Raw genomic sequence first — 26859 nt, 5'->3', positions numbered from 1 at the left:
GTGGACGCCGCGCGCCGCCGCGGACCGGGCGTTGCCGAGCGCCCGGCGCCGGCCCGTCGGGTCGGGCCTGGTCACGCCCACAATGATGCCCCCGGTGGGATCCGGCGACAACGCAATTACCGGGGTACGTATTGACCACCTTGATCGGCCGGGAGCACACTGCGAGCACTCGCACGAGCATCGCCTCGAGGAGGTGTGCAGTGGCCACGACGCCCGCGCCGACCGCCGAGCAGCCGATGGACGACGACGCCCGACGACTCGCCGAACTCGGCTACAAACAGGAGTTGCGCCGCAAGTGGAGCGGCTTCTCCAACTTCGCGATCTCGTTCTCCATCATCTCGATCCTGGCCGGCTGCTTCACCACGTTCGGCCAGGCGTGGAACAACGGCGGCCCGGTGGCGATCTCCTGGGGCTGGCCGCTGATCTCGCTGTTCATCCTGATCATCGGCTTCTGCCTGGCCGAGCTGGTCTCCGCGTACCCGACGGCGGGCGGGATCTACTGGTGGGCGGCGACCATGGGCCGGCCGGTGCACGGCTGGTTCACCGGCTGGCTCAACCTGATCGGGCTGGTCGCGGTGACCGCCTCTGTCGACTACGGCTGCGCCACGTTCCTCAACCTGACGCTGTCGGCGCTGTTCGACGGCTGGGCCGGCACCGGGCACCAGACGTTCGGGCTGTTCGTGGTGATCCTCGCGCTGCACGGTCTGATCAACATCTACGGGCACCGGATCATCGACGTACTCCAGAACGTCTCGGTCTGGTGGCACGTGGCCGGCGCGGCCGCCGTGGTGCTGATCCTGGTCCTGGTCCCGGACAACCACCAGAGCTTCCAGTTCGTGTTCACCGAGCGGTTCAACAACTCCGGCTTCGGTGACGGCGACACCGGCGGGCTGGCGTTCTGGTTCTATGTGCTGCCGCTGGGTTTCCTGCTCACGCAGTACACGATCACCGGCTTCGACGCCTGCGCGCACGTCTCCGAGGAGACCCGCGGCGCGTCCAAGGCCGCCGCGCAGGGGCTGTGGCGGTCGATCTTCTACTCGGCGGTGGGCGGCTGGATCCTGCTGCTGGCGTTCCTGTTCGCGGCCACCGACGTGGACGCGATAAACGAGGCGGGCGGCTTCTCCGGGGCGATCTTCGAGACCGCGCTGACGCCGTTCTTCTTCAAGGCCGTCATCATCATCTCCACCATCGGGCAGTTCTTCTGCGGCATGAGCTGCGTGACGTCGATGTCGCGGATGGCGTACGCGTTCAGCCGCGACCGGGCCGTGCCCGGCTGGCGGCTGTGGTCGACTGTCGACCGCAACGGCACGCCTGTGAACGCCATCATCGGCGCGACGCTGGCCGGGCTGGTGCTCACGCTGCCCGCGCTCTACCAGCGCGGCGGCATCCCGGTCGCGTTCTACGCGGTGGTGTCGGTGGCGGTGATCGGGCTGTACCTGTCCTTCATCATCCCGATCTTCCTGCGGCTGCGGATGGGCGACCGGTTCACCCCGGGCCCGTGGACGCTCGGCCGCCGCTACAAGCTGCTCGGCTGGATCGCGGTGGTCGAGATCGCCGTGATCTCGATCTACTTCGTGCTGCCGATCGTCCCGGCGGGTGTACCAGGCAACCCCGACTTCAGCTGGACGGCTGTGAACTACGCGCCCATCGCGATCGGTGGCGTGCTGCTCGGCGTCGCCATCTGGTGGTACGCCTCGGCCCGCAAGTGGTTCACCGGCCCGCGCCGTACCGTCGAACAGGCCGATCCGGAGCCGGAGCCCGCCGAGCCGTCGTAGCTGTCGGTGGGGCCTGCCATGATCCGGCCCATGAATGCGGAAGCGGTGGTACGCGCGCTGTGGGATCGCATGCAGGCCCGCGACTGGGCCGGCGTCGGCGAGCTGCTGGCCGACGACGTGGTGGTGGAGTGGCCGGCCAGCGCCGAGCGGATCGTGGGTCGCGACAACTACGTGAAGATCAACGCCGAGTACCCGGAGGGCTGGTCGATCCGGGTGCTGCGGGTGGTGGCGTCGGGCGAGACGGTGGTGTCCGAGGTGGAGGTGCCGCACGAGGGGATGGGTGTGCACCGGGTCGCCTCGTTCTGGACCGTGCGCGACGGACGGATCGTCGAGGGCCGGGAGTACTGGACCAGCCTCGGCCAGGACCCGTCCCCGCAGTGGCGAGCCGCCTGGGTCCAGCCGATGTGAAGTGGCCTGTTGGTCAGGCTGCGGGTCCGGTCTGCTTGGCCAGGGCGATGAATGACCGCCACGAGGACGGGGTGACGTGGAGGGTGCCGCCGTCGCGGTCCTTGCTGTCGCGTACGAGTACGACTCCCGGCAGGTTGTCGGCCACCTCCACGCAGTCACCACCGCTCGTGCCGCTGCGGGTGGACTTCTTCCAGATCGCGCTACTGAGGTCCATGCTGACTCTCTACTTCCTTTATCAGGGCGACCGACAGGGTCTGCGGCAAGGCTACGCTGCGGACGCCTTCCCACCGTGCCAGGAGCGTCGCCATCGCATCCTCGCCATCGACGACCAGACCCGCAAGCTGGTTCTCCAGGTGCCCCACCCAGCCGCCTTCCGCCGAGTGGGCCAGCGCCAGCGGCCCGGAAAGGCCGACGTGATGACCGGCATCGGCTGGAATAACGTGTAGTTGGACGTGCGGCAGTTCGGCCATGTGCAGCAGGTGCGCGAGCTGCTCGGCCATGATGGCGTCACGGCGGCGGAGCGCTGACTCATCAGTCACTGCGATGACGAGCGGGGGACGGTCGCGAAGCAAGATCTCCTGCCGCTCCAATCGTGCAGCTACCTGCTTCTCCACTTCCTCGTGGGGTCTCGTGCTGTCGAAGCGCAGCACCATCCGGGCATAGTTCGCCGTCTGAAGCAGGCCAGGGATCAGGGACGGATTGAAATACCGAAGCTGACGGGCCGAGCGTTCGGCCTCCAGCCAGGGACGGAACCACGAAGGCTGGCTCTCCCGTTCGGCCATCTTCAGCAGCGTTGTCAGCAGGTCGCCGGTCTTCAGCGCCTCATCTGCTCGCGCAAGGAACACGCGATCCAGCGGACGGGCCCCAGTCTCCACTGCCGAGACCATGGACGCGGAGTAGTGCAGAAGCCTGCCGAACTCCTCCTGACTGAGACCGGCGGCGGAGCGCATCCGGCGGAGCTGCGATCGGATGAGATCGGCTGTCGGTTCCTCCACAGTTCCTCCACAGTCCGTGCGTGAATTTCATTCGACATCCGCCGACCGGCCCGGTGCTTCACTGGTGCGCCGTGACCAGGCTCGATGCCTTCCGACCGTAGCGGTGTCCTCACCAGACTGTCACGCATGCGGATTCGCTCGTCGCAGGCGAGCACGGGCGGATTCCAGCCCGGGGCCGCCCGGTCCCGACGATGCCGGGCGGCCCCCTCCATCAACGAGGAGGCCGATGTGCGTGTCCGATGGTTCCGGTGCCGTACCCGGGAGCTGCCCACCCTGCCGAAGCGAGACCCCGGCAGCAACCTGCCGGCGTGGATGCGCGAGCCGACCCGGGTGTTTCCCACGGTTCGCCCGGGCAGCCCAGGTCGTCTGACACCGGCGCAGGAGTGGCGGGCGAACGGGGGCCGCTGGTGACGGCTCTGGTCGGTGTCCTCAGCGCCATCGGGCACGTCGGGTATCAGCCGGACTGGACATGCGAGCGCTGCCGGGAGCCGTGGCCGTGTCCCACCCTGCGTCGCATTCCCCGCGACCAGCTCGAACCGGCGGCGCTCATCCGGATGATGGCGTTCCTCGTACGCGGCGCGATCCGGGATCTGCGTGGCCGCGTCGAGGGGCCGGAACCGCCCGAGATCGTCCGGCGGTTCTTCTGGTTCCTTCCGCTCACCGACGACGAGGCGCGTGCGATCGCCCGAAGGCTGCGGTGATGGGCCGGCGCGTGGTTCCGCACCTGCCTGTGCGCCCGCTCTGGCGGTGCCGCAACTGCGGGGCGGAGTGGCCCTGCCAGCCGGCCCGGCTGTCGCTGCTCGTCGAGTACCGGGAGGACCGCACCGCGTTGCTGCTCTATCTCGGCGGGCTGATGACCGAGGCGCGGGAACAACTCGCCCAACTGAATCCCGACCACGCGCCGGACCTGCACAGCCGATTCCTGGCCTGGGCGCGGGTTCGTGGCTGACGCGGCGCGGGCTGTCCGCGTACCCCAGGGGTCAGATCGTGGGGCGGCGGTGGGTGAGCGGGAAGCGCAGGATGCGGTCGTCGCCGGCCGCCGGGGTGCCGCGGCCGTCGCGGTTGCTGGTCGCGACCCAGAGCGCGCCGTCGGGGGCCACCTCGACGGTACGCAGGCGGCCGTACGTGCCGGCCAGCTCCGCCACCGGTACGCCGACGCGGCCGGCGGCGTCGACGGGCACCGCCCAGAGCCGGGTGCCGCGCAGCGCGGCGACGTAGAGCGTGCCCCTGGCGAAAGCGGCGCCGCTCGGGGACGCCTGGGCGGGCGGCCAGACGACGACCGGGTCGCGGAACCGGGGGTCACCGGCGACGCCCTCGACGACCGGCCAGCCGTAGTTGCCGCCGGGCACGATCCGGTTCACCTCGTCCCAGGTGCTCTGCCCGAACTCGGTGGCGAAGAGCCGGCCGTGCCGGTCCCAGGCGAGGCCCTGCACGTTGCGGTGGCCGTAGCTGTAGACGAGCGAGCCCGGGAACGGGTTGTCCGCGGGCGTCCGGCCGTCCGGGCGGAGCCGCAGGATCTTGCCGTTGCGGCTGGTCAGGTCCTGCGCGCGGGCGGCCACCCCGGCGTCGCCGATCCCGGCGTAGAGCATGCCGTCGGGGCCGAACGCGATCCGCCCGCCGGCGTGCACCGAGCTGCGGGCGATGCCGCTGACCAGCACCCGGGGCGCGCGGGACGAGCCGAGGCGGAACCGGACGATCCGCAGATCCGTGGCGGTGGTGTAGGCGGCGTAGACCCACCGGTCCCGGCGGTACGTGGGGGAGACCGCCAGCCCGAGCAGGCCCGTCTCCCCACCGGCGACCACGTCGGCGATCCGCGCCACCTCGCGGGCCGGGCGTCCGGGGCGTACGCGCAGGATCGTGCCCCGGTCCCGCTGCGCGACCAGGGCGCTGCCGTCAGGCAGGAAGCCCAGGCCCCACGGCGCCGCCAGGCCGGTGGCGACGACGTGCGGGCGGCTCAGGTCGTAGCCGGACCAGCCGGAGCGTCCGTCGAAGCCGCGCAGGTCGAGCATGACCGGTCGCGCGTCGGCGGTCGCCGGCCGGTCCGGCCCGGCGGCGGGTCGCCCCTCGGCGGGTCTGCGGTCGGCGTGCGCGTCGGTGGCGGCCAGCACGATCGCGAGGACGGCGGCGACGACCGCGACGGTACGACGGCGCATGTGCTCTCCCCGGTTTCGCACCCGGCCTCGCCGGGGCATTGACGGTGATCCGGTTTGCCAGTAGACCTTGGTGATGGAGGCCCCTGATGAAACCAACGCCGCTCTCGCTGGAACAGTTGCGGGTCGCCGTCACCGAGGGTGAGATCGACACGGTGGTGCTCGCTCTCACCGACATGCAGGGGCGCCTGCAGGGCAAGCGGTTCCACGCGCCCTACTTCCTCGACCAGGTGGTCACGCACGGCAGCGAGGGCTGCAACTACCTGCTCGCCGTGGACGTCGACATGAACACCGTCGACGGGTACGCGATGTCGAGCTGGGAACGCGGCTACGGCGACTTCGCCATGCGCCCCGACCTGGACACGTTGCGCCGGATGCCCTGGCAGCCCGGCTCCGCGCTGCTGCTGGCCGACCTGGAGTGGCTGGACGGCTCCGGCCCGGTGGTCGCCTCGCCCCGGCAGATCCTGCGCAAGCAGCTGGACCGGCTGGCCGCGCACGGGCTGACCGCGTACGCCGGCACCGAACTGGAGTTCGTGCTATACCGCGACTCGTACGAGGAGGCGTGGCGGCGCGGCTACCGCGATCTCACGCCGGCCAACCAGTACAACGTGGACTACTCGCTGCTCGGCACCGCCCGGGTGGAGCCGCTGCTGCGCCGTATCCGCACCGAGATGGCCGGCGCCGGGCTCACCCCGGAGAGCGCGAAGGGCGAGTGCAACCTCGGCCAGCACGAGATCGCCTTCCGGTACGACGAGGCGGTGCGCTGCGCCGACCACCACGTCATCTACAAGAACGGCGCGAAGGAGATCGCCGCCCAGGAGGGCATGGCGATCACGTTCATGGCGAAGCCGAACGAGCGGGAGGGCAACTCCTGCCACATCCACTTCTCGCTGCGTGACGCCTCCGGCTCGTCGGCGATGCTGGGGGACGGGCCGGCGCACCTGAGCGTCACCGGTCAGCGGGTGCTGGCCGGGCTGCTCGCCACGATGCGCGAGTTCAGCCTGTTCTTCGCGCCGAACATCAACTCGTACAAGCGTTACCAGCCGGGCTCGTTCGCGCCGACCGCGCTGCGCTGGGGCACCGACAACCGCACCTGCGCGCTGCGGCTGGTCGGGCACGGGCAGGGGATGCGGGTGGAGAACCGGGTGCCGGGGGCCGACGTCAACCCGTACCTGGCGATCGCCGCACTGGTGGCCGGGGCGGTGCACGGCATCGAGAACGAGCTGGAGCTGGCGGACGAGTGCGCCGGCAACGCGTACGACGACCCGGACGCCGAGCGGGTGCCAACCACGCTGCGTGACGCGCTGGACCTGTGGCAGCGCTCCGAGGTGGCCCGGACGGCGTTCGGCGACGAGGTGGCCGACCACTACGCCAACCAGGCGAAGGTCGAGCTGACCGCCTTCGACGCCGCGGTGACGGACTGGGAGCTGACCCGTGGCTTCGAACGCCTCTGACCCGCCGCCCTCCCTCGCCCCCGCGCCCGCCCTCGCGCCCCCGCTGTCGACGCCGATCTTGCACTTACAGCCCTCGACGCGGGCGTTGTGCGGCTTTCGCCGGGGCAGCAACTACAAGATCGCCGAGCTGAGGGGAGGGGGACCGCGTGGGTGAGGTGATCTCGCCTGTTGACGGGGCGGGGATCGGGGTCGTTCCGGGGTGCTCCGTTGAGGACGTGGATGCGGCTGTCGCGCGGGCTTCCGCGGCGTTCGAGACGTGGCGTCACGTGGCGCCGGGGGATCGGGGGCGGCTGCTGCGGCGGTTCGCGGCCCAGGTCGACGCGCACCTGGAGGAGCTGGCTCTGCTGGAGGTGCGCAACGCCGGGCACACCATCGGCAACGCGCGCTGGGAGGCGGGCAACGTCCGCGACGTGCTCAACTACTACGCGGGCGCGCCGGAACGGCTGACCGGGCACCAGATCCCGGTACCCGGCGGGCTCGACGTCACGTTCCACGAACCGCTGGGCGTGGTCGGCGTGATCGTGCCGTGGAACTTCCCGATGCCGATCGCCGGCTGGGGGTTCGCCCCGGCGCTCGCCGCCGGCAACACGGTCGTGCTGAAACCGGCCGAGCTGACCCCGCTGACCGCGCTGCGCCTGGCCGAACTGGCCCGCGACGCCGGCCTGCCCGACGGCGTGTTCACAGTGCTGCCCGGTCAGGGCAGCGTGGTCGGCGAGCGGTTCGTGACCCACCCGGCGGTCCGCAAGATCTGCTTCACCGGCTCGACCGAGGTCGGCACCCGGATCATGGCCGGCTGCGCCGCCCAGGTGAAGCGGGTGACACTGGAGCTGGGCGGCAAGTCGGCCAACATCGTCTTCGCCGACGCCGACCTGGAGAAGGCGGCGGCCACCGCGCCGTACGCGGTCTTCGACAACGCCGGCCAGGACTGCTGCGCCCGCTCCCGCATCCTGGTCCAGCGTCAGGTGTACGACAGGTTCCTGGAACTGCTCGAACCGGCCGTACGGGCGGTGCGGGTGGAGGACCCGGCCCGGGACACGGCCGAGATGGGCCCGCTGATCTCCGCCGCGCACCGGGACCGCGTCGCCGGGTACGTCGACGGCGCGGACGTCGCGTTCACCGGCTCCTGCCCCGACGGCCCCGGCTTCTGGTACGCCCCGACGGTGCTGCTCGCCGGCTCCCCGGCCGACCGGCACTGGCGGGAGGAGGTCTTCGGCCCGGTCGTCTCGGTGCTGCCGTTCGACGACGAGGCGGACGCGATCCGGCTCGCCAACGACACCGAGTACGGCCTCTCCGGCTCGATCTGGACCCGGGACGTCGGGCGGGCGGTGCGGGTGGCCCGCGCGGTCGAGGCCGGCAACCTCAGCGTCAACTCGCACTCCTCGGTGCGCTACTGGACCCCGTTCGGCGGGATGAAGCGTTCCGGCCTGGGCCGGGAGCTGGGTCCGGACGCGCTGCACGCCTTCACCGACGTCAAGAACGTGTTCATCGGCACCGAGGAGTGATCACAGTGCAGGGACGGCTTTCCGACCGGGTGGCGGTCGTGACCGGTGCGGGCAGCGGCATCGGGCTGGCCACCGTGCGGCGCTTCGCCGCCGAGGGCGCCCGGGTGGTGTGCGTGGACATCGACGCCGACGCCGGTACCCGGGCCGCGCAGGAGGTGGACGGCGAGTTCGTCGCCGCCGACGTGGCCGACGAGACGGCGGTCCGCGACCTGTTCGACGGGGTGGTGCAGCGGCACGGCCGGGTGGACGTGTCGTTCCACAACGCGGGCATCTCGCCGCCGGACGACGACTCCATCCTGGAGACCGGCCTGGACGCCTGGGAACGGGTGCTGCGGGTGAACACCACGAGCGTCTACCTGTGCTGCAAGTACGTCATCCCGCACATGCGGCGGCAGGGCAAGGGCTCGATCATCAACACCGCGTCGTTCGTGGCGCTGATGGGTGCGGCGACGTCGCAGATCGCGTACACGGCGAGCAAGGGCGGGGTGCTGGCGATGACCCGGGAGCTGGGCGTGCAGTTCGCCCGCGAGGGCATCCGGGTCAACGCGCTGTGCCCCGGTCCGGTGGCGACGCCGCTGCTGTTGGAGCTGTTCGCCAAGGACCCGGAGCGGGCGGCCCGGCGGCTGGTGCACGTGCCGATGGGCCGATTCGGCGATCCCACCGAGATCGCCGCCGCAGTGGCGTTCCTCGCCAGCGACGACGCCTCGTTCATGACCGCCGCGCAGTTCGTCGTCGACGGCGGCATCACCGGCGCCTACGTCACACCGCTATGAGGCCGGTCATCGGCATCACCGCGTACGTCGAGCCGGCCGGCTGGGCGGTGTGGCGGGACGTGCCGGCGACGCTCGTGCCGCACGCGTACGTCCGGGCGGTCACCGCGGCGGGCGGCCGGGCCGTGGTGCTGCCCCCGGACGACGCCGACGCGGACGTGCTGGGGATGCTGGACGGGCTGCTGCTGGCCGGCGGCGCGGACGTCGGCCCGGAGCGGTACGGGCAGCCGCCCGACCCGCGCACCGAGAGCCGGCCGGAGCGCGACGCCGGGGAGACGACGCTGCTGAGCGCCGCGCTCGCCGCCGACCTGCCGGTGCTGGGCGTGTGCCGGGGGATGCAGCTGCTCGCGGTGGCGTACGGCGGCCTGCTGCACCAGCACCTGCCGGACGTGGTCGGGCACGACGGGCACCGTCCCGCGCCGGGCGTGTACGGGTCGCACCCGGTGCGCTTCGCCGCCGGCAGCCGGACCGCCGAGGTGATGGCCGGGGTGGACCGGGTCAACTCGTACCACCATCAGGCGGTGGCCGACCCCGGCGGCCTGGCGGTGACCGGCTGGGCCGACGACGGGGTGATCGAGGCGGTGGAGGATCCGGCGCGGCGCTTCGTGCTCGGGGTGCAGTGGCATCCGGAGAACGAGCCGGACCCGCGACCGGTGGCCGCGCTGGTCCGGTCCGTGGTGTCGGCCAGATCACACACTCACATTTCGTAGGTGGGGACAGCCGAATCTCCGGCCTGGTCATCCCGGCCGGACCGCCCGAGTCGCCCCGGCCCGTCTGTTACGCCAGGATGAGGCGGAGGTAACCAGCGTCGAACGGTGCGGGTGCGTTACGTTGCTCGTCCGTCGGGGTAGTAGGCGGGGACGGTCGGCGTGACAGCGCCGACCGTCGTGATCATGGCCGGAGCGGGAGGCTGCATGGGCTCGGCCCAGGGGGGCGGGGACGACAGTCGTTCGTCCCCGGCGGCCGGCGAGGCGTCACTGTCGCCGCTGCTCGCCGCGGCGTTCGCGGCCGGCGGAGAGATGGGCGAGCGGCTGGGCGCCTTCGACTGGGCCGCCACCCCGCTCGGCAGCCCGGACCGCTGGCCCGCCGCGCTCTCCCACGCGATGAGCACCATGCTGTCGTCCCGCGCCCAGATGGTGGTGTTCTGGGGCGAGCAGCACCTGGCCTTCTACAACGACGCCTACCGGCCGACCATCGGCGACAAGCACCCCGCCGTGATCGGGCAGGCCGCGCACCGGCACTGGGCCGAGACCTGGGACGTGCTCGGCCCGCTGCTGGACGGGGTGCGCCGCACGGGCGTGCCCTACCGGGGTGAGAACCATCCCTTCGTGCTGAACCGGCACGGCTTCCTGGAGGACGTCTACTTCGACGTCTCGTACGACCCGATCCGCGACGTCGACGGCACCGTCAGCGGGATCTTCTGCTTCGTCAACGAGACCACCGGGCGGGTGCTCGGCGAGCGCCGGCTGCGGGCCCTGGCCGAGCTGGGCAACGAGCTGGGCGAAGTGCCGGACATGCGGGAACTGGGCCGGGCGGTCACCCGGGTGCTCGACGCCCACCGAGCCGACGTGCCGTTCAGTGCGCTGTGGTTCCCCGACGAGCGTGGCGATCTCGTGGCGGGCGGTTGTTCGGGCGTGGACCCCGCCGTTGTCGCCGGTCCGCCGCCCGGAGTGTCCGACGGCGAGCCGCTCACCGAGCCGCGTTGGATCGCCACCGCCGAGCTGCCCGGCGCGGTGCCGCCGGACGCCGCCGGCCAGGCGCTCCTGCTGCCGCTGACCGCGACGAACGAGGCGGCCGGGGTGCTGCTGCTCGGCGTGTCCCGCCGGCTGCCGTTCAGTGACGACTACCGCGACTTCGTCGGCCTGGTCGCCGCGCAGGTCAGCCGGGCGGTGGGCAAGCAGCGGGCGTACGAGCAGGAACGCGCCCGCGCCGCCGAGCTGGCCGCGCTCGACCGCGCCAAGACCAACTTCTTCGCCAACGTCAGCCACGAGTTCCGCACCCCGCTCACGCTGGTCCTCGGGCCGCTGGAGGAGATGCTCGCCGACCGGGAACTGCCGGATCGCTACCTCGACCGGCTCACCGTCATGCACCGCAACGGGTTGCGCCTGCTCAAGCTGGTCAACACGGTGCTCGACTTCTCCCGGCTGGAGTCCGGCCGGCTGGCCGCCCGCTACCAGCCCACCGACCTGTCCGACTTCACCTCCCGGCTGGCCAGCACGTTCCGGTCGGCCACCGAGCGGGCCGGGCTGCGCCTGGTGGTGGACTGCCCGCCGCTGCCCGCGCCGGTCTACGTCGACCGGGACATGTGGGAGAAGATCGTCCTCAACCTGGTGTCGAACGCGGTCAAGTTCACCTTCGACGGCGAGATCCGGGTCCGGGTACGCGCGACCGACCGGGCCGCCGTCCTGGAGGTGACCGACACCGGCGTCGGCATCGCGCCGGAGGAGCTGCCGCAGGTCTTCGAGCGGTTCCACCGGGTCGCCGGCGCCCGCTCGCGTACCCACGAGGGCACCGGCATCGGCCTGGCCCTGGTCCGCGAGCTGGTCGAGATGCACGGCGGCACCGTCACCGCGCACAGCGTCGTCGACCGGGGCACCACGTTCACCGTGACCATGCCGTTCGGGTACGCGCACCTGCCCGCCGACCGGGTGTCCGCCCTCTCGCCGGTGCCGCTGACCGAGCCGGAGCAGGCCCGCCTCTACGTCGCCGAGACGGCGCTCTGGACCGACGAGGTGGCCCGGCCCGTCGGGTTGCCCGAGCCGAACGGCACCCCGGGCGGCGCGGGCCGGATCCTGTTCGCCGACGACAACGCCGACCTGCGCGAGCACGTCGTCCGGCTGCTCTCCCCGGCGTACGAGGTGGTCGCCGTGCCGGACGGCGCGGAGGCGCTGCGGCTGGCCGTCGAGACCCCGTTCGACCTGGTGCTGACGGACGTGATGATGCCCCGGCTGGACGGCTTCGGGCTGGTCGCCGCGCTGCGCGCCAAACCGGCCACCCGGTACGTGCCGATCGTGCTGCTCTCCGCCCGGGCCGGCGCCGCCGAGGAGGTCGCCGGCCTGTCCGCGGGCGCCGACGACTACCTGACCAAGCCCTTCTCCAGCCAGGAACTGGTGGCCCGGGTCCGGGCCAACGTCGAGCTGGGCCAGTTGCGTGGGCAGATCATCCGCCGGCTCCGGGCGCTCGCCGACGCCGCCGTGGAGATCAACACCGCCCGGTCGACAGCCGAGGTGGTGCGGGTGGCCGCCCGGCACGCGCTGCGCCTGGCCGAGGCCGGACGGGTCCGCGTCACCACCACCGGGGCCCGTCACGAGGAGGACGCCGGCGGCGACCTGCCCGCCGACCCGACAGTGGTGCTGCCGCTCACCGGCACGTCCGGCGAGCAGCTCGGTGAGCTGCGGGTGTGGCGGCGCGAGGGCGGCGGCACCGAGCAGGCGGCGCTGACCGAACTGGCCCGGCTGGTCGGCGTCCGGCTGGAGAACGCCCAGCTCTACGAGGCCGAACACCACATCGCCACCACGCTCCAGCACAGCCTGCTGCCGCGTACGCTGCCGCAGCTGCCCGGCGCGGTGGTCGCCAGCCGCTACCTGCCCGGCAGCGCCGACGTGGAGGTCGGCGGCGACTGGTACGACGTGATGGCCACCGCCGACGACGACCTGGTGCTGGTCATCGGTGACGTGGTGGGCAAGGGCGTGCGGGCCGCCGCGGCGATGGGCCAGCTCCGCAACGCGCTGCGGGCGTACGTCCTGGAGGGCTACGACCCGGGCGAGGCGCTGACCCGCCTCAACCGGCTGGTCCACTCCGCCGGCAGCGGCTCCTTCGCCACCGTCGTCTGCCTCGGCTTCTCCCCGCGCACCGGCCGGATCCGGTACGCCAGCGCCGGCCATCCCTCACCCCTGCTGATCCGAGGAGACGACGTGGCGTTCCTGCACGATCGGGCCCTCGGACCGCCGATCGGGGCGATCCCCGGCACCGTCTACCCGGCCGCCGAAGGCGAACTCGCCCCGGGCAACCGGCTACTGCTCTACACCGACGGCCTGATCGAGGACCGGTCCGCGGGCATCGACGCCGGGCTGGGCCAGTTGCGGTCGGACGCGACGGCCCGCGCCGAGCACGTGGCGGACCTGGTCGACGCCGTCATGGCGCGGGTGGCCGGGCGGTCCCGGCACGACGACGTGGCCGTCCTCGCGCTGGAGGCGGCCGAGTTGAACCGCTTCGCGCTGCGTCTGCCCGCCGACCCGACCCGGCTCAGCGTGCTGCGCAAGCGGCTGGAGGACTTCCTCGTCGCCCACCAGGTCGGCGAGACCGACCTGTTCGACCTGACCGTGGCGGTCTCCGAGGCGGCGGCGAACGCGATCGAGCACCCGGTCGACCCGGTGGACCCGACGATCGAGGTCGAGGTGACGATCGCCGACCGTACGGTCACCGCGACCGTCCGGGACACCGGGCGCTGGCGGGAGTCGAGCGGGTCGAGCTTCCGGGGGCGCGGGCTGGCGCTGATCCAGGCGCTGGGGGAGATGAACGTGACCCGTACCGAGGAGGGCACCGAGCTGACGCTGCGCCGCCGGCTGGCCGACCGGGACTGAGGGCCGTTGCCGAGTAAAGCGGATCAAATGCGGCGAAGTCCCTAGGATCGCCTCATGGGGCGTGAGCCGTTCCGTCTTTCGCGGGACAGCGGGAACGACCCGGTTGGCGCGGCGTGGACGGCGATTCGCCGCACCGGCCGGGCGACCGTGGGAGAGCGACTGCGGCGGGTGCGGTTGAGCCTGCTCGTGGCGGTGCAGTGCGGGGTGGCCGCCGCAGTCGCGTGGTGGGTCGCGAAGGATCTGATCCACAACCCGCAACCGCTGTTCGCGCCCGCCGTCGCGGTCGGCACCATCGCCAGTTCGGTGAGTCAGCGCTTCCGCCGTACGCTGCTGCTCATCGCCGGCGTGGCGGTGGGCATCGCGCTGGGCGACCTGCTGGTCTCCTGGGTCGGGCAGGGATACGTACAGATCGGCGTCATCGTCGCCGCCGCGATCCTCGTCGCCGTCCTGCTCAGCGACGAGGGCGCGTTCGTCACCCAGGTCGGCGGCAGCGCGTTGGTGATCGCCGTGCTCTTCCCGGCCCGGACCGACATCGCGCTGCCCCGCTTCCTCGACGGCGTCGTCGGTGGAGTGGTCGGCATCCTGATCGCGGTCGTGGTGCTGCCCCTGCACCCGATCCACCGGATCCGGCGGGCCGGCCGGCCACTGCTCGACCAGATGGCCGCCGAGCTGGACCGCCTCGCCGACGCGGCCCTGGCCCGGGACGCCGAGCTGGCCCGTCAGGGTCTCGACAGGCTGCGCCGGCTCGACACCTCGGAGGTGGAGGCCGCAATGTCGGGCGCTGACGAGGTCGTCCGCATCTCGCCGCTGCGGTGGCACAACCAGAGCGCGTTGCAGGGATGGCGGCACGGCGCCATCCTCATGATCCGCTCCCTGCTGCACAGCCGCGACGTCGCGCTCAACCTCGAACGCGCGATCCGTGACGACGAGCCCGTTCCGCGGTCGCTCGCCGAGGCCGCGCGGTGCCTGGCCGAGGCCGCGCGCACCGTCGGTACGGGCTGGTCCCCGTCCGCCAGCCGGCCCTCCCGTTCCCAGCGGGCCGCGATGTCGGCCCTCCGCCTGGTTCAGGAGGCGTTGCGCAGCGGACCGCGCGTCAGCGGCATCAACGTGGCGAACGAACTCACCATCATCGCGGTGAACACGATCCGGGCGAGCGGGGTGCGCAAGCGCGACGCCGAGTCGCTGCGTCGTGATCTCGCCCCGGACACCGCCGGGGAGTCGGGAAAGCGGCACCCCGCGTCGGATCAGGGGCAGCCGAGACCGGACCTGCCCCTGCCGCCGGCGATGGGAGACGCCTTCTAGACCCGAAGGGCACCCGAGTCGGTCAGGTGGGGGAGAGCCAGTCCTGGTCGCCCAGGCCGGAGATGTCCAGCACGCGCCGGACCTGCGGGGACGGCAGCACGGTGAGTGCGTTCGGGAACCGCTGGGCGAGCCGGACCACCGCGTGGATGGCGGCCGAGTCGAAGAAGGTCACCGCCCGCAGGTCGAGCGTGAGCTGCTTGGCAGGCTCGCGGAGCGCGGTCTGGAACATGGTGTCGGCGGTCGCCATGTCGACCTCGCCGGTCACCTGGACGCGCACTTGGTCGCCGTCGACCTGCGCCGTCACGGAGAAGACGGGCGCCGCGCCCCCTTGATCCACGGAGCAACAATGGCACAGCGTTTGCGGTACGGCAACAACCTGCCCGGCCGGGCTGTGGCGGGGGGCACACCACCCCCGGCGATAGGCTTGGGCCATGACCGTCCGTGCGCCGCTGACCCCCGGCACGCTCTCCCCGTGGCGAGCGGTTCCCGCCCACATCCCGCGCCCGGAGTACGTGGGTAAGAAGCGCCCGCAGGAGTGGCGCGGCTCGCACGTGCAGACGCCGGAGACCATCGAGAAGATGCGCGTGGCCGGGCGTCTCGCCGCGCAGGCCACCCAGCTCGCCGGTGAGCACTGCAAGCCGGGGGTGACCACCGACGAGATCGACAGGGTGGTGCACGAGTTCCTCTGCGACCACGGCGCCTACCCGTCGACGCTCGGCTACCGGGGTTTCCCGAAGTCGTGCTGCACCAGCCTCAACGAGGTGATCTGCCACGGCATCCCCGACTCGACGGTGCTCCAGGACGGCGACATCATCAACGTCGACGTCACCGCGTACCTGAACGGCGTGCACGGCGACACCGACGCCACGTTCTGCGTGGGCGAGGTGAGCGAGGAGGCCCGCCTGCTTGTCGAGCGGACCCACACGGCGATGATGCGCGGCATCAAGGCCATCGCGCCGGGCCGGCAGATCAACGTCATCGGCCGGGTGATCGAGTCGTACGCGAAGCGTTTCGGCTACGGCGTGGTCCGCGACTTCACCGGGCACGGCATCGGCGAGGCGTTCCACAGTGGCCTCTACGTGCCGCACTACGACAGCCCGCGCCCCACCGACGTGATGGAGCCCGGCATGACGTTCACCGTCGAGCCGATGATCACGCTCGGCACCTACCAGTACGACATGTGGGACGACGGCTGGACCGTGGTCACCAAGGACCGCCGGTGGACGGCCCAGTTCGAACACACCATCGTCGTCACCGACGACGGCTACGAGATCCTGACGCTGCCGTGACCGACACCCCGGCGGCGCTGCGCGAGGCGCACCACGCGGACGTCTCCGGCGGCTGGCTGCGGCCGGCCGTCTTCGGCGCGATGGACGGACTGGTCACCAACATCGCGCTGATCGCCGGTGTGGGCGGCGGCGGGGTGTCCCCGCGCAACGTGGTGCTCACCGGCGCGGCCGGCCTGGTGGCGGGCGCCATCTCGATGGGTCTCGGCGAGTACACGAGCGTCCGGTCCGCGAACGAGCAGGTCGCCGCCGAGGTGGCCAAGGAGCGGCGCGAGCTGGAACGCCACCCGGAGGCCGAGGCCCGGGAGCTGGCCGACGCCTGGGTCGCCCGTGGACTGCCCCGCGAGCTGGCGACGCAGGTCGCCGAGGCGGTACGCGCCAACCCGGAGGAGGCGCTGCGGGTGCACGTGCGGGAGGAGCTGGGCGTCGACCCCGACGACCAGCCGAGCCCGTGGGCCGCCGCGATCTCGTCGTTCGTCTGCTTCTCGATCGGCGCGCTGGTGCCGCTGCTGCCGTACCTGCTCGGTTTCACCAGCCTCTGGCTGGCGCTCGCCGTCGGCGGCGTCGGCCTCTTCGTCGCGGGTGCGATCGTGGCCCGGTTCACCAACCGTGCCTGGTGGCGTGCCGGTCTGCGGCAGCTGCTGCTCGGCGCGCTGGCGGCCGGCGCCACCTACCTGATCGGCGCGCTGATCGGCGTCGGCGGCGGCATCGGCTGAGGCTGGGCCGTCCTCAGCCGGACAACAGGTCGTCGATCGTGCCGTCGACCGGCCGGCCCCGGGCGGCCAGCTCCTCGGCCTGGCGGGTCAGCGCCGCGCCCACCTCGGTCATGTCCGCGCCGGCCAGCCCGGTACGCCGCACCGCGTCCCCGGGGTCGCGGAAGTAGGTGCGGCTGAACAGCCCCTGCACCGTCGCCGCGGCCAGCCGCGCCTCGCCGAGCATGAGCAGCGCCTGGTCCGTCTCGTACCACTCGGCCAGCCGCAACGCCCGGGCGTGCGCCGCGCTGCCCCGGTACCACGCCTGCCGCGCGGCGCCGGTGAACTCCGCCGGCCGGGCCCGCGCCAGCCGCGCCAGGTGCTCGTCGCGCAGCTTCGGCAGCCAGCCGGTCGGGTCGTGCAGGGCGCGGGTGGTGACGTACCGATCAGCGGCCAGCGGCCACCGGGACGTGATCGTCGTCGCCCGGCGCAGGTAGTCGTCCGCCCCGGCCACTGTCAGGCCGACGAGCACCCCGTCCACCCGGCGTGTGGCCGGCGGCGGCCCGGCGCCGGGCCGGTAGGTGACGACCAGCAACCCGACCTCGCGGTCCCCGCCGCCGTCGTCGTCGCCGTGCGCGAGCGGACCGTGTACGGCGACCGCCAGCACGTCGGCCGGGAACCGCCGCAGGACGGCGTCACCGACGCGCTCGGCCACCTGCCACCGCGGGTCGTCCAGACGCCGCTCGGCGTTCACGTCGACAGCCACGGTCCACCTCCGTCCGAGCGCTCGCCTGCGGCAACCCTAGCCAGATCGCGGACCAGCAGTTCCATCGAAGGACCCCATGGCAGCTCGGAGTGCCCGGCAACCCGCCAGCCGTTACGCCGGTAGATACCGTTCGCCAGGCTGCGCGGATCGGAGGCAAGGGTCGCCCAGCTCTCCGGGCGCCCTTGAAGGAGCCGACGCATCAACTCCGCGCCGATGCCGTGAGACCGATGCCGCGGATGGACGATCCATTCCAGTACGGCGAACTTGTCGCGCTCCCGCACCTCGGCCGGGGGTTCCTCCTTCGCCCGCGACCACCAGGTGCCGGCCGCCATGGTCCACCCGTACGCCGCTCCGATCAGTTCTTCGCCCTCTCTCGCCAGGACGAGGCGGAATCCGGGCCGTGCCGCCTCGTCGGGCAGCCCGGTTCGGAACCGGGCGACCTGTGCCGGACCTTCGAGGTAGGGCGGCTCGGCGTAGACCAGCGCGTACAGGTCGGCGAGAACGTCGACGACAGACATCAGCTCGTCCGGACGGCATCGGTCGAAGGTGACGGACGGCGGAGGCGTCACCGCTGGACCCCGTCCATCGTCGCCGTGCTGCTCGCTGCGGTTCCGGCCACGGTGAGCCGTCGCTCAGGCGTTCGGGACCAGGCGGAAGACGCGGATCTCGCGGTTACCGGCCCGCTCGACGTACGTGCGGTACGCGGGCCACTCCTGCACCAGCCGCTGGAACAGCCGTTCCCGTTCCTCGCCGGTGACCTGCTCGGCGGTGACCGGGATCCGGCGGCCCTTGACGTCCACCTCGGCGGCCGGATTAGCCATCAGGTTGAACGTCCAGGACGGCTGGTGCTGCTGCCCCCAGTTCGAGCCGATCACCACGTAGGCGTCGCCGTCGGGGACGTACACCAGGGGGTTGCTGCGGGGCTTGCCGGAGCGGCGGCCGGTGGAGGTGAGCACCAGCGTGGGCACGAGCCCGAAGGCGACCACTCGGCCCTTCGTCATCCGACCGACCAGCCGGTCGGCCGGGACGAGCAGGCGCATGGTGGCGCCGAACCAACGCTGGTGACCGAGACGGCGGGTGAGGGTTCCCAGGGCTGACATCCGACAAGTGTGCCGCCCGCACCGCGCCCCGTCACCCCCTCGGACGGTCAGTCCGCCCCAAGGTCGACTCCATTTCCCCGAAGTGGTGGCATCCACCCCGCCGCGATGCCGCCACTCCGGCGAAATGGTGTGATCATGCATGGGTGGCCGGCTCAGTCGAGCCGGCGTTCGATCGGCAGGCGGGACCTGGTGAACAGCGCCGCGCCGCCCATCGCCACCAGCGGCACCACGACCAGCGCGGCGAGTGTCACGCCGGGCACCGTCACCGGGTACGGCGGCTGCACCGGCCAGGAGTCCGCGTACCGCTGGTTGAGCGCGGCCAGGACGACCACGGCGGAGCCGAGCCCGGCGACGATGCCCAGCGCGGAGCCGAGCACCGCGATGACCCCGGCCTGGCAGAGCGACAGCAGGCGGCGTACCCGGGGATCGGCGCCCACCGCCGCGAGCGTGGACAGGTCCCGGCGGCCCTCGGCCGCGGCGAGGCCGGTGGCGACAGCGGCGGAGCCCAGCGTGATCACCCCCGAGGCCACCGCCAGCAGGAGCAGCATCGGGCGCTGGTCCGACGGCGGGTCGGCGGTCGCCACCTGCGCCGACATGGGCCCGATGTCGTACAGCTCGTCGGTCAGCATCTCCATCTGCCGATCGGTGGGCGAGCCGGCGGTGTCCAGCAGGTAGCCAAGCGGTACGGCGGACAGGCCGAGCGCGTCCGCGGCGGCGGGGGAGAGCACCAGCCGGTCGACGCTGAGACCGCCGCGCAGCGCGTACGCGGGCAGGAGACGCCCGGTGGGCGGGCCGCCGGAGTTGTAGTTGACCTCCACCCGTACCTGCCCGTCCACCACCCGCCGGGCGTCGGTGACCACCACGCCGCCGGTGGCGAGCGTCCGGCGCGCGGCGGCCAGCTCGTCGGCGGGCGCGCCGGTGAGCGCGGCCAGCGCGGCGCCGTCGTCCACGAGCGCCGGCAGGTAGACGTCGACCGGCTCCTGGAAGGGGCTCACGCAGCGCGGATCGCGCCGGGCCGAGTCGGGGACCGGGTCGGAGGAGGTGTACGGGCAGCGCTGCTCGGGCGGAACGAGCGCGTACGCCGCGCAGTCGTTCTTGTCCCGGACGTCGCCGGCGCACCCGGGGGTCGCAACCGACACCACTGTGGCGTCGGGCAGGACCGTGCGGGCCCGGGCGGCGACGGCCTCGGCCGACGGCGGGCCCGTCGGGATCTCGCCGGAGTGGGTGAGCAGCACGTTGCCCGGCGGCAGGCCGGGCTGCCAGAGTTCCCGGGAGCGGGTCTCGTCACTCGCCACGTAGACGCCGAGCGCGACGCTTCCGGCGACGGCGGCCATCACCGCCGAGATGGCCGGCGCGGCCGACGACCGGTTGCGGCTGGCGTCGCGCAACGCGAGCCGGGGGGGTGAGCGGCAGCAGCCGGCCGGCCCGGCCCAGCACGCCCACGAGCGTCGGGGTGCAGAACACCAGCCCCAGCTCGCCCAGGGCGACACCGGCCAGCACGCCGGTCTGCGAGGTGCGGCCGGCGGCGAACGCGGCGATCGCGGTCCCGGCGACGGTGAGCGCCACCCCGATCAGCAGCCAGCGGCGGCGGGGCCGGGACCCGTCGCGCCGGCCGGCCAGGCCGGTCGTCACGTCCTGCCGGGCCGCCGTCCAGGCCGGCGCCATCGCCGCCAGCACCCCGGCCAGCACCGCCGTCGCGGCGATCGCCACCAGCGCGGCCGGGAAGATCCGGTACGCCCCGAGGCGCTCCCCGAGCAGGTACTGCTCGACGAGCGGCCGGCCGGCGAACGCGGCGCCGATGCCGAGCAGCAGCCCGAGGGCGGCCCCGCCGGCGCCGAGCACCACCCCGTCGGCGAGCACGATCCGGCGCAGGTGGGAGGCGTCGCCACCGGCCACCGCGACGAGCGCGAGGTCGCGCCGCCGACGGCGGACGCTCACCGCGAAGGCCGGGCCGACCAGCAGCACCACCTCCAGCAGGCCCAGCCCGCCGACCACGCCGACGACGCCGGCCTCGTCGGCGTCCGGCACGCGCATACCGCGGGTGAGCTCCTCCCGCCCGGGCAGCGGGTCGCGGACGACGATCTGGATGCCCTGCGCGTTCAGCCGGTCGGCGAGCCCCGGGTCGAGCGGGCCGGGCAGGTCCACCAGCCAGGTGTCGCTGCCGGCCGCGGTCTCCGGGGTCACAGCGGCCAGCGTGATCACCTCCCGGAGGTTGTCCGGGTACTCCACCACCCCGACCACCCGGTACGTGGCGCCGTCGATGGTGCGTACCGGGTTGCCGATGCGGGTGTCGAGCCGGCGCAGCGCCGCGGGGCTGACCGCGATCTCGTCCGGGCGCACCGGCGGCCGGCCGTCGAGGACCCGGGCCAGCGGCCGGGTGAGCGGGTCGGTCAGGTCCAGGGCGCGCGCGTCGAGCGACTCGACGTGCCGGCCGATCCGGGTCGAGAACGTCATCCACCAGCGCGTGCGGGCGACCCGGCTGCCCTCGGGCAGCAGCGCGCGCACCTCCTCGGCGGTCGCCGGACGGGTCCGGCCGACCCATTCGCCCTCGACCGGCCAGGCCGACTCGCCCCAGGCGTCCTGCCTCACCGCCGTCAGGCTTTCCCAGCGCAGCGCGACGTCGGCGCCGCCGAGCTGGCGTTCGATCCGCTCGGCGCGGGTCAGGTCGCCCATGTCGTAGCTGACCGCGGCGAAGCTGAGGCCGAGCACCGGCAGCGCGATCATCACCAGCACCAGCAGCGTGCGCCGCCGGGACCGCCGGGCCTCCCGGCGGGCGATCCGCAGCGCGGTCCGCCACGATCCGCGTACGGCGGCGAGGCGGCCGCCGGTCACCGGATGCTGCCGCTGAGCAGGTGGTCGACGCCGATCAGCGGGGCGGTCGAGTCGACCATCACCCCGTCGCGCAGGAAGACCACCCGGTCCGCCCAGCCCGCGTGCCGGGCCTCGTGGGTGACAAGCACCCCGGCCGCCCCGGCGTCCACCCGGCGGCGAAGCAGGTGCAGCACCGCCTCACCGGTCTGCGAGTCCAGCGCGCCGGTCGGCTCGTCGGCGAGGACCAGGCGGCGTTCGCCGACGAGGGCCCGGGCGATCGCCACCCGCTGCTGCTGTCCGCCGGACATCTGGTCCGGGAAGCGGTCGGCCAGGTCCTCCAGGTCGACCTCGCGCAGCGCGTCGAGGGCCGACTGGCGGGCCGCCCGTACGCCGGCGCCGTCCAGTTCCAGGGGGAGCGCCACGTTCTCCACCGCGGTCAGGCTGCCGAGCAGGTTCAGATCCTGGAAGACGTACCCGATCCGGCGGCGGCGCAGCCGGGCCAGCTCCCGGGCGGACAGCCCGACCAGCGCCTCGCCCTCGACCACCACCTCGCCGCCGGTGGGCCGGTCCAGGCCGCCGGCGAGCGCCAGCAGCGTGGACTTGCCGGACCCGGAGGGGCCCATCACCGCCACCAGTTCCCCGGCCCGCACGGTCAGGCTCACGCCGCGCAGCGCGTGCACGGCGGCCTCACCGGCGCCGTGGGTACGGCGTACGTCCCGCAGTTCCAGCACCCCGTCGATGGGGTCCATCAGCGCCTCCCGTGCCGGGTCACCGGCGGGCTTCGTCGCCGGCCCGGTCCACCGCCTCGGGGTGGTCGACCGCCCGGATCGGCGCCGGGCGGTGCCGGACCAGGCTGGTCTCGCAGTGGTCGAGCCACCGCACCTCGGCCTCGGTCTGGAAGATCATCGCGTCCAGCACCAGCCGCCAGGGTAGATCCTCCGGCTTGTCGCTCGTGTACTTCAACCGGGTGAACTCCTGGAGCGCGCGCATGGTGGCGGTGCGCTGGGTCTGCACCACCGCGCGCACGTCGACGCCCGGCGTGGTCAACGCCAGCGCCAGCTTGATCGACAACTCGTCGCGGGGACGGTCGGCGCGGCTGATCGGGGTGGCAAACCACATCGCCAGGTCCGCCCGTCCGGCGTCGGTGATCTCGTACGGCCGCTGCCCGCTCTCGTTCTCCGGCAGCGGGCGCACCAGTCCGTCGCGTTCCAGCCGGGCCAGCGTGGTGTAGACCTGCCCGATGTTCAGCGGCCAGGTCGACCCGGTGGACTCCTCGAACGCGGCACGGAGCTGATAGCCGTACATCTGGCCGCGTTCGAGAAGGGCGAGCAGGCCGTGACGGATGGACATGACCGCGAGTATGCATACCTGGTATGCGCAGCGCAACCGGGAAGCTTCGCCGGGTGACCGGCGTCGCGCTCAGGCGGGGCGGCCCGGGAACGGGACGGTGACCGGTGTCACGCCCGCCGTACGCCGCCAGCGGGTGGCCCGCAGCGCGCAGTCGGTGAGCGCGGCGAGCGCCGTGTTCCGCTCCACGCCGCTGGTGTGCGCGAGCGCGGCCCGCCAGTGCCCGGCGGTCCGCTCCTCGATCTCCACCGCCAGCCGCAGCGCTCCCGCCCGGTCGGTGACCGGATAGGGCAGCGCGTACCCGGCCCGGTCCGCGGGTACCTGCCCGGAGCCCTCGGCGAGCTGCAGGAGCAGCGCGTCGCGGCGGGACCGGTGCGCCGCCTCGGCGGCCCGGGCCGCCGTCCGCGCCGCGCCGGTGAGGTGCACGCCGATCACCCCGTACGCCCAGATCGCCGCGTACTCGGCGGCGAGCGCGTCGGCGAGGGCCTGGGCCGGGCCGGTCGTCGGGTTGTTCACTTCAGGGCCTCCACGTGGGTCGCCCGCGCGGCGGCGATCGAGCCGAGCAGCGCGGCCCGCTCGGCCGGCGCCTCGGCGCAGGCCTTCGCCGCGTTGGTCCGGCCCTCCTGCTCGGCCTGACGCAGCTCGGTGAGCACGGCGTCGGGCGCGGGCGCGCTCGCCGAGCCGGCGGCCGCCGGCGTGCCGGAGGGAGCCGGCCGGCCGATGACCCGGCGTAGCTCCTCGGCGTGCGCCTTGTGCGCGTCGGCGATCGGGGTGAGCCGTCCGGCGAGCGCCGGGGCGGCGGTGGCGGCGGCCCGGTAGCGGGCCTCCAGCGCCAGCGCCTCGGCGGCCAGCGGCTCCAGCGCATCAGGCGCCGGTGGCTCCTGGTCGCGGTCGAAAAGATCACAACCGGTCAGCGGCGCGGCCGCGCCGCCGAGCGCCACGAGCCCTCCGGCGCGCAGCAGCCAGCGCCGGGAATGCCCCGCTCTGACCTGGTCGGATGGTGTTCTGCCGGTCCCCACCTGACAGAGTCAACACCATTCGCGCCGCCTCGTGGGTCAGGGTCTCGGTGCGCCGCCGGGTCCGGCCGCGGCCGTTAGCGTTACGCTCTGCGCAACCACCGGGCGCGGACGCCCCGGTGGCGTGCCGGTATGGCGGGCCGACCGCCCGCACCGGCCCGGGACAACACGGCCCGCGGGTCGTGGCAACAGCAGGAGAGGTGCGCGGAATGACGCAGCGTGGCCGTGCCACCCGGCCGACGGGGCCCGCCGGGCGGCCCCGCCGGTCCGACGGCCCCCGCGGCGCGGAGCGCAGCGGCGCACCCCGTGGCGATCTGAACGCGCGCCGCAACCGGCTGCGCGAGGTGATCGAACCGGTCGTCGCCGCGGCCGGCTACGACCTGGAGGACCTTTCCGTCTCCCGCGCCGGACGGCGGCACGTGGTCCGGGTGATCGTGGACGCCGACGGCGGGATCAACCTGGACGCCGTGGCGGACATCTCCCGCGCGGTGTCGGCGGCCCTGGACGCGGCGGAGGAGTCCGGCGGCGACATCGTGGCCGGCGAGTACCAGCTGGAGGTCAGCTCGCCCGGCGTGGACCGCCCGCTCACCCTGCCCCGGCACTGGCGGCGCAACGTGGGCCGGCTGGTCAAGGTCACCGTCCGCGGCGACGCCGGGGACCGCCAGCTCACCGGCCGGATCACGGCCGCCGACGACGAGCGCGTGGAGCTGGAGACCGACGCCGGCCCCGTGGCACACCCGTACGCCGAACTCGGGCCCGGCCGGGTCCAGGTGGAGTTCAGCCGCCTGGACGACCTGGCCGACGAGGACCTCGGCGACGACACAGACACCGACGACGACGAAGATCTGGAGGACGAGGAGAGGTGAACATCGACCTCGCGGCGCTGCGCGCCCTGGAGCGCGAGCGGGAGATCCCGTTCGACACGATCCTCGCGGCGATCGAGACCGCGCTGCTGACCGCCTACCGGCACACCGACGGCGCCGAGTCGCACGCCCGGGTGGAGATCGACCGCAAGAGCGGGGCCGCCTCGGTCTTCGCGCAGGAGCTCGACGCCGACGGCACCGTCACCCGGGAGTGGGACGACACCCCGCACGACTTCGGGCGGATCGCCGCCATGACCGCCAAGCAGGTGATCCTCCAGCGGCTGCGGGAGGCCACCGACGAGGTGCACTTCGGCGAGTACGTGGGCCGCGACGGTGACCTGGTCACCGGCGTGGTGCAGGCGCACGAGACGCGCCGGGAGAAGGGCATCGTCAGCGTCGACCTGGGCAAGCTGGAGGGTGTCCTGCCGCAGTCCGAGCAGGTCCCCGGCGAGCGGTACGAGCACGGCGAGCGGATCCGCTGCGTGGTCGTGCACGTCGCCAAGGGCATGCGCGGGCCGCAGATCACGCTGTCCCGGTCGCATCCGGCGCTGGTGAAGAAGCTGTTCGCGCTGGAGGTGCCGGAGATCGCCGACGGCACCGTGGAGATCGGCGCGATCGCCCGTGAGGCAGGTCACCGTACGAAGATCGCGGTCCGCTCGACCGCGTCCGGCGTCAACGCCAAGGGCGCCTGCATCGGCCCGATGGGGCAGCGGGTCCGCGCGGTGATGAGCGAGCTGCACGGCGAGAAGATCGACATCATCGACTGGTCGGACGACCCCGCGACGTTCGTCGGCAACGCGTTGTCGCCGGCCAAGGCGCTGCGGGTCGAGGTGGTCGACCTGGCCTCCCGTACCGCCCGGGTGACCGTCCCGGACTTCCAGCTCTCGCTCGCGATCGGCCGGGAAGGGCAGAACGCCCGCCTGGCGGCCCGCCTGACCGGTTGGCGCATCGACATCCGGTCCGACGCGGAGACCGCGGCCCCGCAGAGCCGGGGCGGAGCTGATCACGTCCCGGAGCCGGGCGGCGCGATCTCCGGCGGCTAGGGGTAGACTTACTCAGTGGCACGACGCGCGATTCCGGAGCGCACCTGTGTGGGCTGCCGGAAACGGGCGCCGGCCAGCGAGTTGTTGCGGGTTGTCGCGATCGGTGACGAGGCTGGTCACATCAGTCTCAGGCCCGATCCGGCCCGCAGACTGCCGGGTCGGGGAGCGAACATGCACCCTGATCCGGCCTGCTTCGCGCAGGCGGTGCGGCGTCGCGCCTTCGGGCGGGCACTGCGCCTCACCGGGGTTCCTGACCACGGTGCGCTTGCGGAGCACGTCGACGCGCAACCCCCGACGACCGGTCAAGCCCGACCGGTCGAGGGTCGCTAGCAAGGTAGGACGACCGACATGAGCACACGATGAAGTCCCTGAAATGACCAGGCTTCAAGTGCACGAGTGAGGTCGCTGCGGGTGCTGCCCGCACGACCTCGGAGTGAGGAGTGCAGTGGCAGGAAAGGCCCGCGTACACGAGCTTGCCAAGGAGCTCGGGGTCGAAAGCAAGACCGTTCTCGCCAAGCTCAAGGAAATGGGCGAGTTCGTGAAGTCCGCGTCCAGCACCGTCGAGGCGCCTGTCGCCCGGCGGCTGCGTAGCGCCTTCGTAGCCGGTTCGTCGGCGCCCGCCGGCCCGCCGGCTGCCGCGCCCAGCGGTCCGGCACCGACCCCGACGCCCACCCCGACCCCGGGTGCCCCCCGGGTCTCGGCCAAGCCGATGCCGCCCCGGCGTCCGGCTGCGCCGACCCCTGGACCGAAGCCCAAGGGCCCGGTCCCCGGCCCGCCGCAGCCGGCGACTCCGGTCGCCAAGCCGGCGAGCGCGCACGACATCGAAGTGGCGGCCGCCGAAGCGCGTGCCGCCGCGCTGAAGGCTGAGCAGGAGGCCGCGGTCAAGGCCGCGCAGGCCGCCCGCCAGCAGCAGCGCGAGACCGTACGCCGGGAGCCTCCGGCCGAGGGCGGTCCCCGTCCCGGCCCGCGTCCCGGCCCGAACGCCATGCCGCCGCG

Annotated in this window: 28 protein-coding genes and 1 pseudogene; 16 read left to right on the top strand and 13 right to left on the bottom strand. The window is 73.1% G+C overall.

Going from position 1 to position 26859, the window contains the following annotated elements; translation table 11 throughout:
• Window positions 1-200 precede the first annotated feature (200 nt).
• Entirely contained in the window at window positions 201-1775 is a 1575-nt protein-coding gene (locus MCBG_RS12890) for an amino acid permease (protein WP_043325847.1), read from the top strand.
• Window positions 1776-1805: 30 nt separating this feature from the next.
• Complete coding sequence (locus MCBG_RS12885; protein WP_043325845.1) at window positions 1806-2183, top strand: nuclear transport factor 2 family protein; 378 nt, start codon at window positions 1806-1808, stop codon at window positions 2181-2183.
• A gap of 13 nt (window positions 2184-2196) precedes the next feature.
• Here MCBG_RS12885 and MCBG_RS12880 read toward each other — a convergent pair whose 3' ends face one another.
• Window positions 2197-2397: a DUF397 domain-containing protein gene (locus tag MCBG_RS12880; RefSeq protein WP_043325844.1), complete on the bottom strand. Its 201-nt coding sequence runs from the start codon at window positions 2395-2397 to the stop codon at window positions 2197-2199.
• Entirely contained in the window at window positions 2384-3133 is a 750-nt protein-coding gene (locus MCBG_RS12875; protein WP_051611197.1) for a helix-turn-helix domain-containing protein, read from the bottom strand. Before MCBG_RS12875 ends, MCBG_RS12880 begins: the two co-directional genes overlap by 14 nt.
• A gap of 452 nt (window positions 3134-3585) precedes the next feature.
• Here MCBG_RS12875 and MCBG_RS12870 point away from each other — a divergent pair, with 452 nt between their 5' ends.
• Together MCBG_RS12870 and MCBG_RS12865 are read left to right on the top strand one after the other, a co-directional pair.
• Window positions 3586-3879, top strand: a complete 294-nt coding sequence (locus MCBG_RS12870; protein ID WP_223201207.1) for a hypothetical protein — start codon at window positions 3586-3588, stop codon at window positions 3877-3879.
• Window positions 3879-4127, top strand: coding sequence for a hypothetical protein (locus MCBG_RS12865; protein ID WP_043325839.1), 249 nt, complete (start codon window positions 3879-3881; stop codon window positions 4125-4127). The genes MCBG_RS12870 and MCBG_RS12865 overlap by 1 nt, the downstream gene beginning before the upstream one ends.
• Window positions 4128-4158: 31 nt before the next feature.
• Here MCBG_RS12865 and MCBG_RS12860 read toward each other — a convergent pair whose 3' ends face one another.
• Window positions 4159-5331, bottom strand: a complete 1173-nt coding sequence (locus tag MCBG_RS12860; RefSeq protein ID WP_043325838.1) for a PQQ-dependent sugar dehydrogenase — start codon at window positions 5329-5331, stop codon at window positions 4159-4161.
• 86 nt (window positions 5332-5417) lie between these two features.
• Between MCBG_RS12860 and MCBG_RS12855 the strand changes: the two genes are divergently transcribed.
• From MCBG_RS12855 to MCBG_RS12830, 6 genes are all read left to right on the top strand, one after another.
• Window positions 5418-6782: a glutamine synthetase family protein gene (locus MCBG_RS12855; protein ID WP_043325837.1), complete on the top strand. Its 1365-nt coding sequence runs from the start codon at window positions 5418-5420 to the stop codon at window positions 6780-6782.
• Between the two features lie 155 nt (window positions 6783-6937).
• Window positions 6938-8284, top strand: a complete 1347-nt coding sequence (locus MCBG_RS12850; protein ID WP_369799362.1) for an aldehyde dehydrogenase family protein — start codon at window positions 6938-6940, stop codon at window positions 8282-8284.
• Between the two features lie 5 nt (window positions 8285-8289).
• Window positions 8290-9057: a 3-oxoacyl-ACP reductase gene (locus MCBG_RS12845; protein ID WP_043330553.1), complete on the top strand. Its 768-nt coding sequence runs from the start codon at window positions 8290-8292 to the stop codon at window positions 9055-9057.
• Window positions 9054-9764, top strand: a complete 711-nt coding sequence (locus MCBG_RS12840; protein ID WP_043325834.1) for a gamma-glutamyl-gamma-aminobutyrate hydrolase family protein — start codon at window positions 9054-9056, stop codon at window positions 9762-9764. The genes MCBG_RS12845 and MCBG_RS12840 overlap by 4 nt, the downstream gene beginning before the upstream one ends.
• Before the next feature lie 204 nt (window positions 9765-9968).
• Window positions 9969-13637 carry a SpoIIE family protein phosphatase gene (locus MCBG_RS12835; RefSeq protein ID WP_043325833.1) on the top strand — a complete coding sequence of 1223 codons (3669 nt, stop codon included), beginning with the start codon at window positions 9969-9971 and terminating at the stop codon, window positions 13635-13637.
• 147 nt (window positions 13638-13784) lie between these two features.
• Window positions 13785-14939, top strand: coding sequence for an FUSC family protein (locus MCBG_RS12830; protein ID WP_158559958.1), 1155 nt, complete (start codon window positions 13785-13787; stop codon window positions 14937-14939).
• Between the two features lie 22 nt (window positions 14940-14961).
• Here MCBG_RS12830 and MCBG_RS12825 read toward each other — a convergent pair whose 3' ends face one another.
• Entirely contained in the window at window positions 14962-15276 is a 315-nt protein-coding gene (locus MCBG_RS12825) for an STAS domain-containing protein (RefSeq protein WP_043325832.1), read from the bottom strand.
• Window positions 15277-15370: 94 nt separating this feature from the next.
• Between MCBG_RS12825 and map the strand changes: the two genes are divergently transcribed.
• Complete coding sequence (gene map / locus MCBG_RS12820) at window positions 15371-16228, top strand: type I methionyl aminopeptidase (RefSeq protein ID WP_043325831.1); 858 nt, start codon at window positions 15371-15373, stop codon at window positions 16226-16228.
• Entirely contained in the window at window positions 16225-16941 is a 717-nt protein-coding gene (locus MCBG_RS12815) for a VIT1/CCC1 transporter family protein (RefSeq protein ID WP_030503432.1), read from the top strand. Before map ends, MCBG_RS12815 begins: the two co-directional genes overlap by 4 nt.
• A gap of 13 nt (window positions 16942-16954) precedes the next feature.
• On the opposite strand, the gene MCBG_RS12810 is transcribed toward MCBG_RS12815, so the two are convergent.
• From MCBG_RS12810 to MCBG_RS12775, 9 genes are all read right to left on the bottom strand, one after another.
• The gene (locus MCBG_RS12810) at window positions 16955-17683 is read right to left on the bottom strand and encodes a hypothetical protein (protein ID WP_043325829.1); all 729 of its coding nucleotides are present in this window, start codon (window positions 17681-17683) and stop codon (window positions 16955-16957) included.
• A complete protein-coding gene (locus MCBG_RS12805; RefSeq protein ID WP_043330550.1) occupies window positions 17668-18201 on the bottom strand; it encodes a GNAT family N-acetyltransferase in 534 nt (177 codons plus the stop codon). Before MCBG_RS12805 ends, MCBG_RS12810 begins: the two co-directional genes overlap by 16 nt.
• A 114-nt stretch (window positions 18202-18315) precedes the next feature.
• Window positions 18316-18783, bottom strand: coding sequence for a nitroreductase family deazaflavin-dependent oxidoreductase (locus MCBG_RS12800; RefSeq protein ID WP_043325828.1), 468 nt, complete (start codon window positions 18781-18783; stop codon window positions 18316-18318).
• A 152-nt stretch (window positions 18784-18935) separates the two neighbouring features.
• Entirely contained in the window at window positions 18936-20117 is a 1182-nt protein-coding gene (locus MCBG_RS34035) for an FtsX-like permease family protein (protein ID WP_223201206.1), read from the bottom strand.
• Window positions 20068-21615, bottom strand: a complete 1548-nt coding sequence (locus MCBG_RS34030) for an FtsX-like permease family protein (RefSeq protein ID WP_223201205.1) — start codon at window positions 21613-21615, stop codon at window positions 20068-20070. Before MCBG_RS34030 ends, MCBG_RS34035 begins: the two co-directional genes overlap by 50 nt.
• Window positions 21612-22343: an ABC transporter ATP-binding protein gene (locus MCBG_RS12790; protein ID WP_043325826.1), complete on the bottom strand. Its 732-nt coding sequence runs from the start codon at window positions 22341-22343 to the stop codon at window positions 21612-21614. The genes MCBG_RS34030 and MCBG_RS12790 overlap by 4 nt, the downstream gene beginning before the upstream one ends.
• Before the next feature lie 19 nt (window positions 22344-22362).
• The gene (locus MCBG_RS12785; protein WP_030503427.1) at window positions 22363-22944 is read right to left on the bottom strand and encodes a PadR family transcriptional regulator; all 582 of its coding nucleotides are present in this window, start codon (window positions 22942-22944) and stop codon (window positions 22363-22365) included.
• A gap of 69 nt (window positions 22945-23013) precedes the next feature.
• A complete protein-coding gene (locus MCBG_RS12780) occupies window positions 23014-23457 on the bottom strand; it encodes a ferritin-like domain-containing protein (RefSeq protein WP_043325825.1) in 444 nt (147 codons plus the stop codon).
• Window positions 23454-23903, bottom strand: a complete 450-nt coding sequence (locus tag MCBG_RS12775; protein WP_176722874.1) for a hypothetical protein — start codon at window positions 23901-23903, stop codon at window positions 23454-23456. The genes MCBG_RS12780 and MCBG_RS12775 overlap by 4 nt, the downstream gene beginning before the upstream one ends.
• Before the next feature lie 263 nt (window positions 23904-24166).
• Between MCBG_RS12775 and rimP the strand changes: the two genes are divergently transcribed.
• The 4 genes and pseudogenes from rimP to MCBG_RS12760 form a co-directional block, all read left to right on the top strand.
• Window positions 24167-24823 (top strand): ribosome maturation factor RimP, encoded by a 657-nt coding sequence (gene rimP, locus MCBG_RS12770; protein WP_043325821.1) that lies wholly within the window; start codon window positions 24167-24169, stop codon window positions 24821-24823.
• Entirely contained in the window at window positions 24820-25863 is a 1044-nt protein-coding gene (gene nusA / locus MCBG_RS12765; RefSeq protein ID WP_030503423.1) for a transcription termination factor NusA, read from the top strand. The genes rimP and nusA overlap by 4 nt, the downstream gene beginning before the upstream one ends.
• Before the next feature lie 15 nt (window positions 25864-25878).
• Window positions 25879-26215, top strand: a pseudogene (locus MCBG_RS31745) (YlxR family protein).
• A gap of 93 nt (window positions 26216-26308) precedes the next feature.
• The coding region (locus MCBG_RS12760; RefSeq protein WP_198033346.1) for a translation initiation factor IF-2 N-terminal domain-containing protein at window positions 26309-26859 on the top strand (551 nt) is incomplete at its 3' end.

This window comes from Micromonospora sp. M42, from assembly GCF_000568915.1.
Lineage (GTDB): Bacteria > Actinomycetota > Actinomycetes > Mycobacteriales > Micromonosporaceae > Micromonospora > Micromonospora chalcea.
The sequence above is the reverse complement of the archived record's forward strand: the minus strand, read 5'-3'. Positions and strand labels throughout refer to the sequence as shown.

Bases quoted from the DNA above. Each gene is read 5' to 3' on its own strand.
- MCBG_RS12885 (WP_043325845.1), top strand. From the start codon at position 1,806: ATGAATGCGGAAGCGGTGGTACGCGCGCTGTGGGATCGCATGCAGGCC.
- MCBG_RS12880 (WP_043325844.1), bottom strand. From the start codon at position 2,397: ATGGACCTCAGTAGCGCGATCTGGAAGAAGTCCACCCGCAGCGGCACG.
- MCBG_RS12875 (WP_051611197.1), bottom strand. From the start codon at position 3,133: ATGCGCTCCGCCGCCGGTCTCAGTCAGGAGGAGTTCGGCAGGCTTCTG.
- MCBG_RS12865 (WP_043325839.1), top strand. From the start codon at position 3,879: ATGGGCCGGCGCGTGGTTCCGCACCTGCCTGTGCGCCCGCTCTGGCGG.
- MCBG_RS12860 (WP_043325838.1), bottom strand. From the start codon at position 5,331: ATGCGCCGTCGTACCGTCGCGGTCGTCGCCGCCGTCCTCGCGATCGTG.
- MCBG_RS12855 (WP_043325837.1), top strand. From the start codon at position 5,418: ATGAAACCAACGCCGCTCTCGCTGGAACAGTTGCGGGTCGCCGTCACC.
- MCBG_RS12840 (WP_043325834.1), top strand. From the start codon at position 9,054: ATGAGGCCGGTCATCGGCATCACCGCGTACGTCGAGCCGGCCGGCTGG.
- MCBG_RS12835 (WP_043325833.1), top strand. From the start codon at position 9,969: ATGGGCTCGGCCCAGGGGGGCGGGGACGACAGTCGTTCGTCCCCGGCG.
- map (WP_043325831.1), top strand. From the start codon at position 15,371: ATGACCGTCCGTGCGCCGCTGACCCCCGGCACGCTCTCCCCGTGGCGA.
- MCBG_RS12805 (WP_043330550.1), bottom strand. From the start codon at position 18,201: ATGTCTGTCGTCGACGTTCTCGCCGACCTGTACGCGCTGGTCTACGCC.
- MCBG_RS12800 (WP_043325828.1), bottom strand. From the start codon at position 18,783: ATGTCAGCCCTGGGAACCCTCACCCGCCGTCTCGGTCACCAGCGTTGG.
- MCBG_RS34035 (WP_223201206.1), bottom strand. From the start codon at position 20,117: ATGGCCGCCGTCGCCGGAAGCGTCGCGCTCGGCGTCTACGTGGCGAGT.
- MCBG_RS12790 (WP_043325826.1), bottom strand. From the start codon at position 22,343: ATGGACCCCATCGACGGGGTGCTGGAACTGCGGGACGTACGCCGTACC.
- MCBG_RS12785 (WP_030503427.1), bottom strand. From the start codon at position 22,944: ATGTCCATCCGTCACGGCCTGCTCGCCCTTCTCGAACGCGGCCAGATG.
- rimP (WP_043325821.1), top strand. From the start codon at position 24,167: ATGACGCAGCGTGGCCGTGCCACCCGGCCGACGGGGCCCGCCGGGCGG.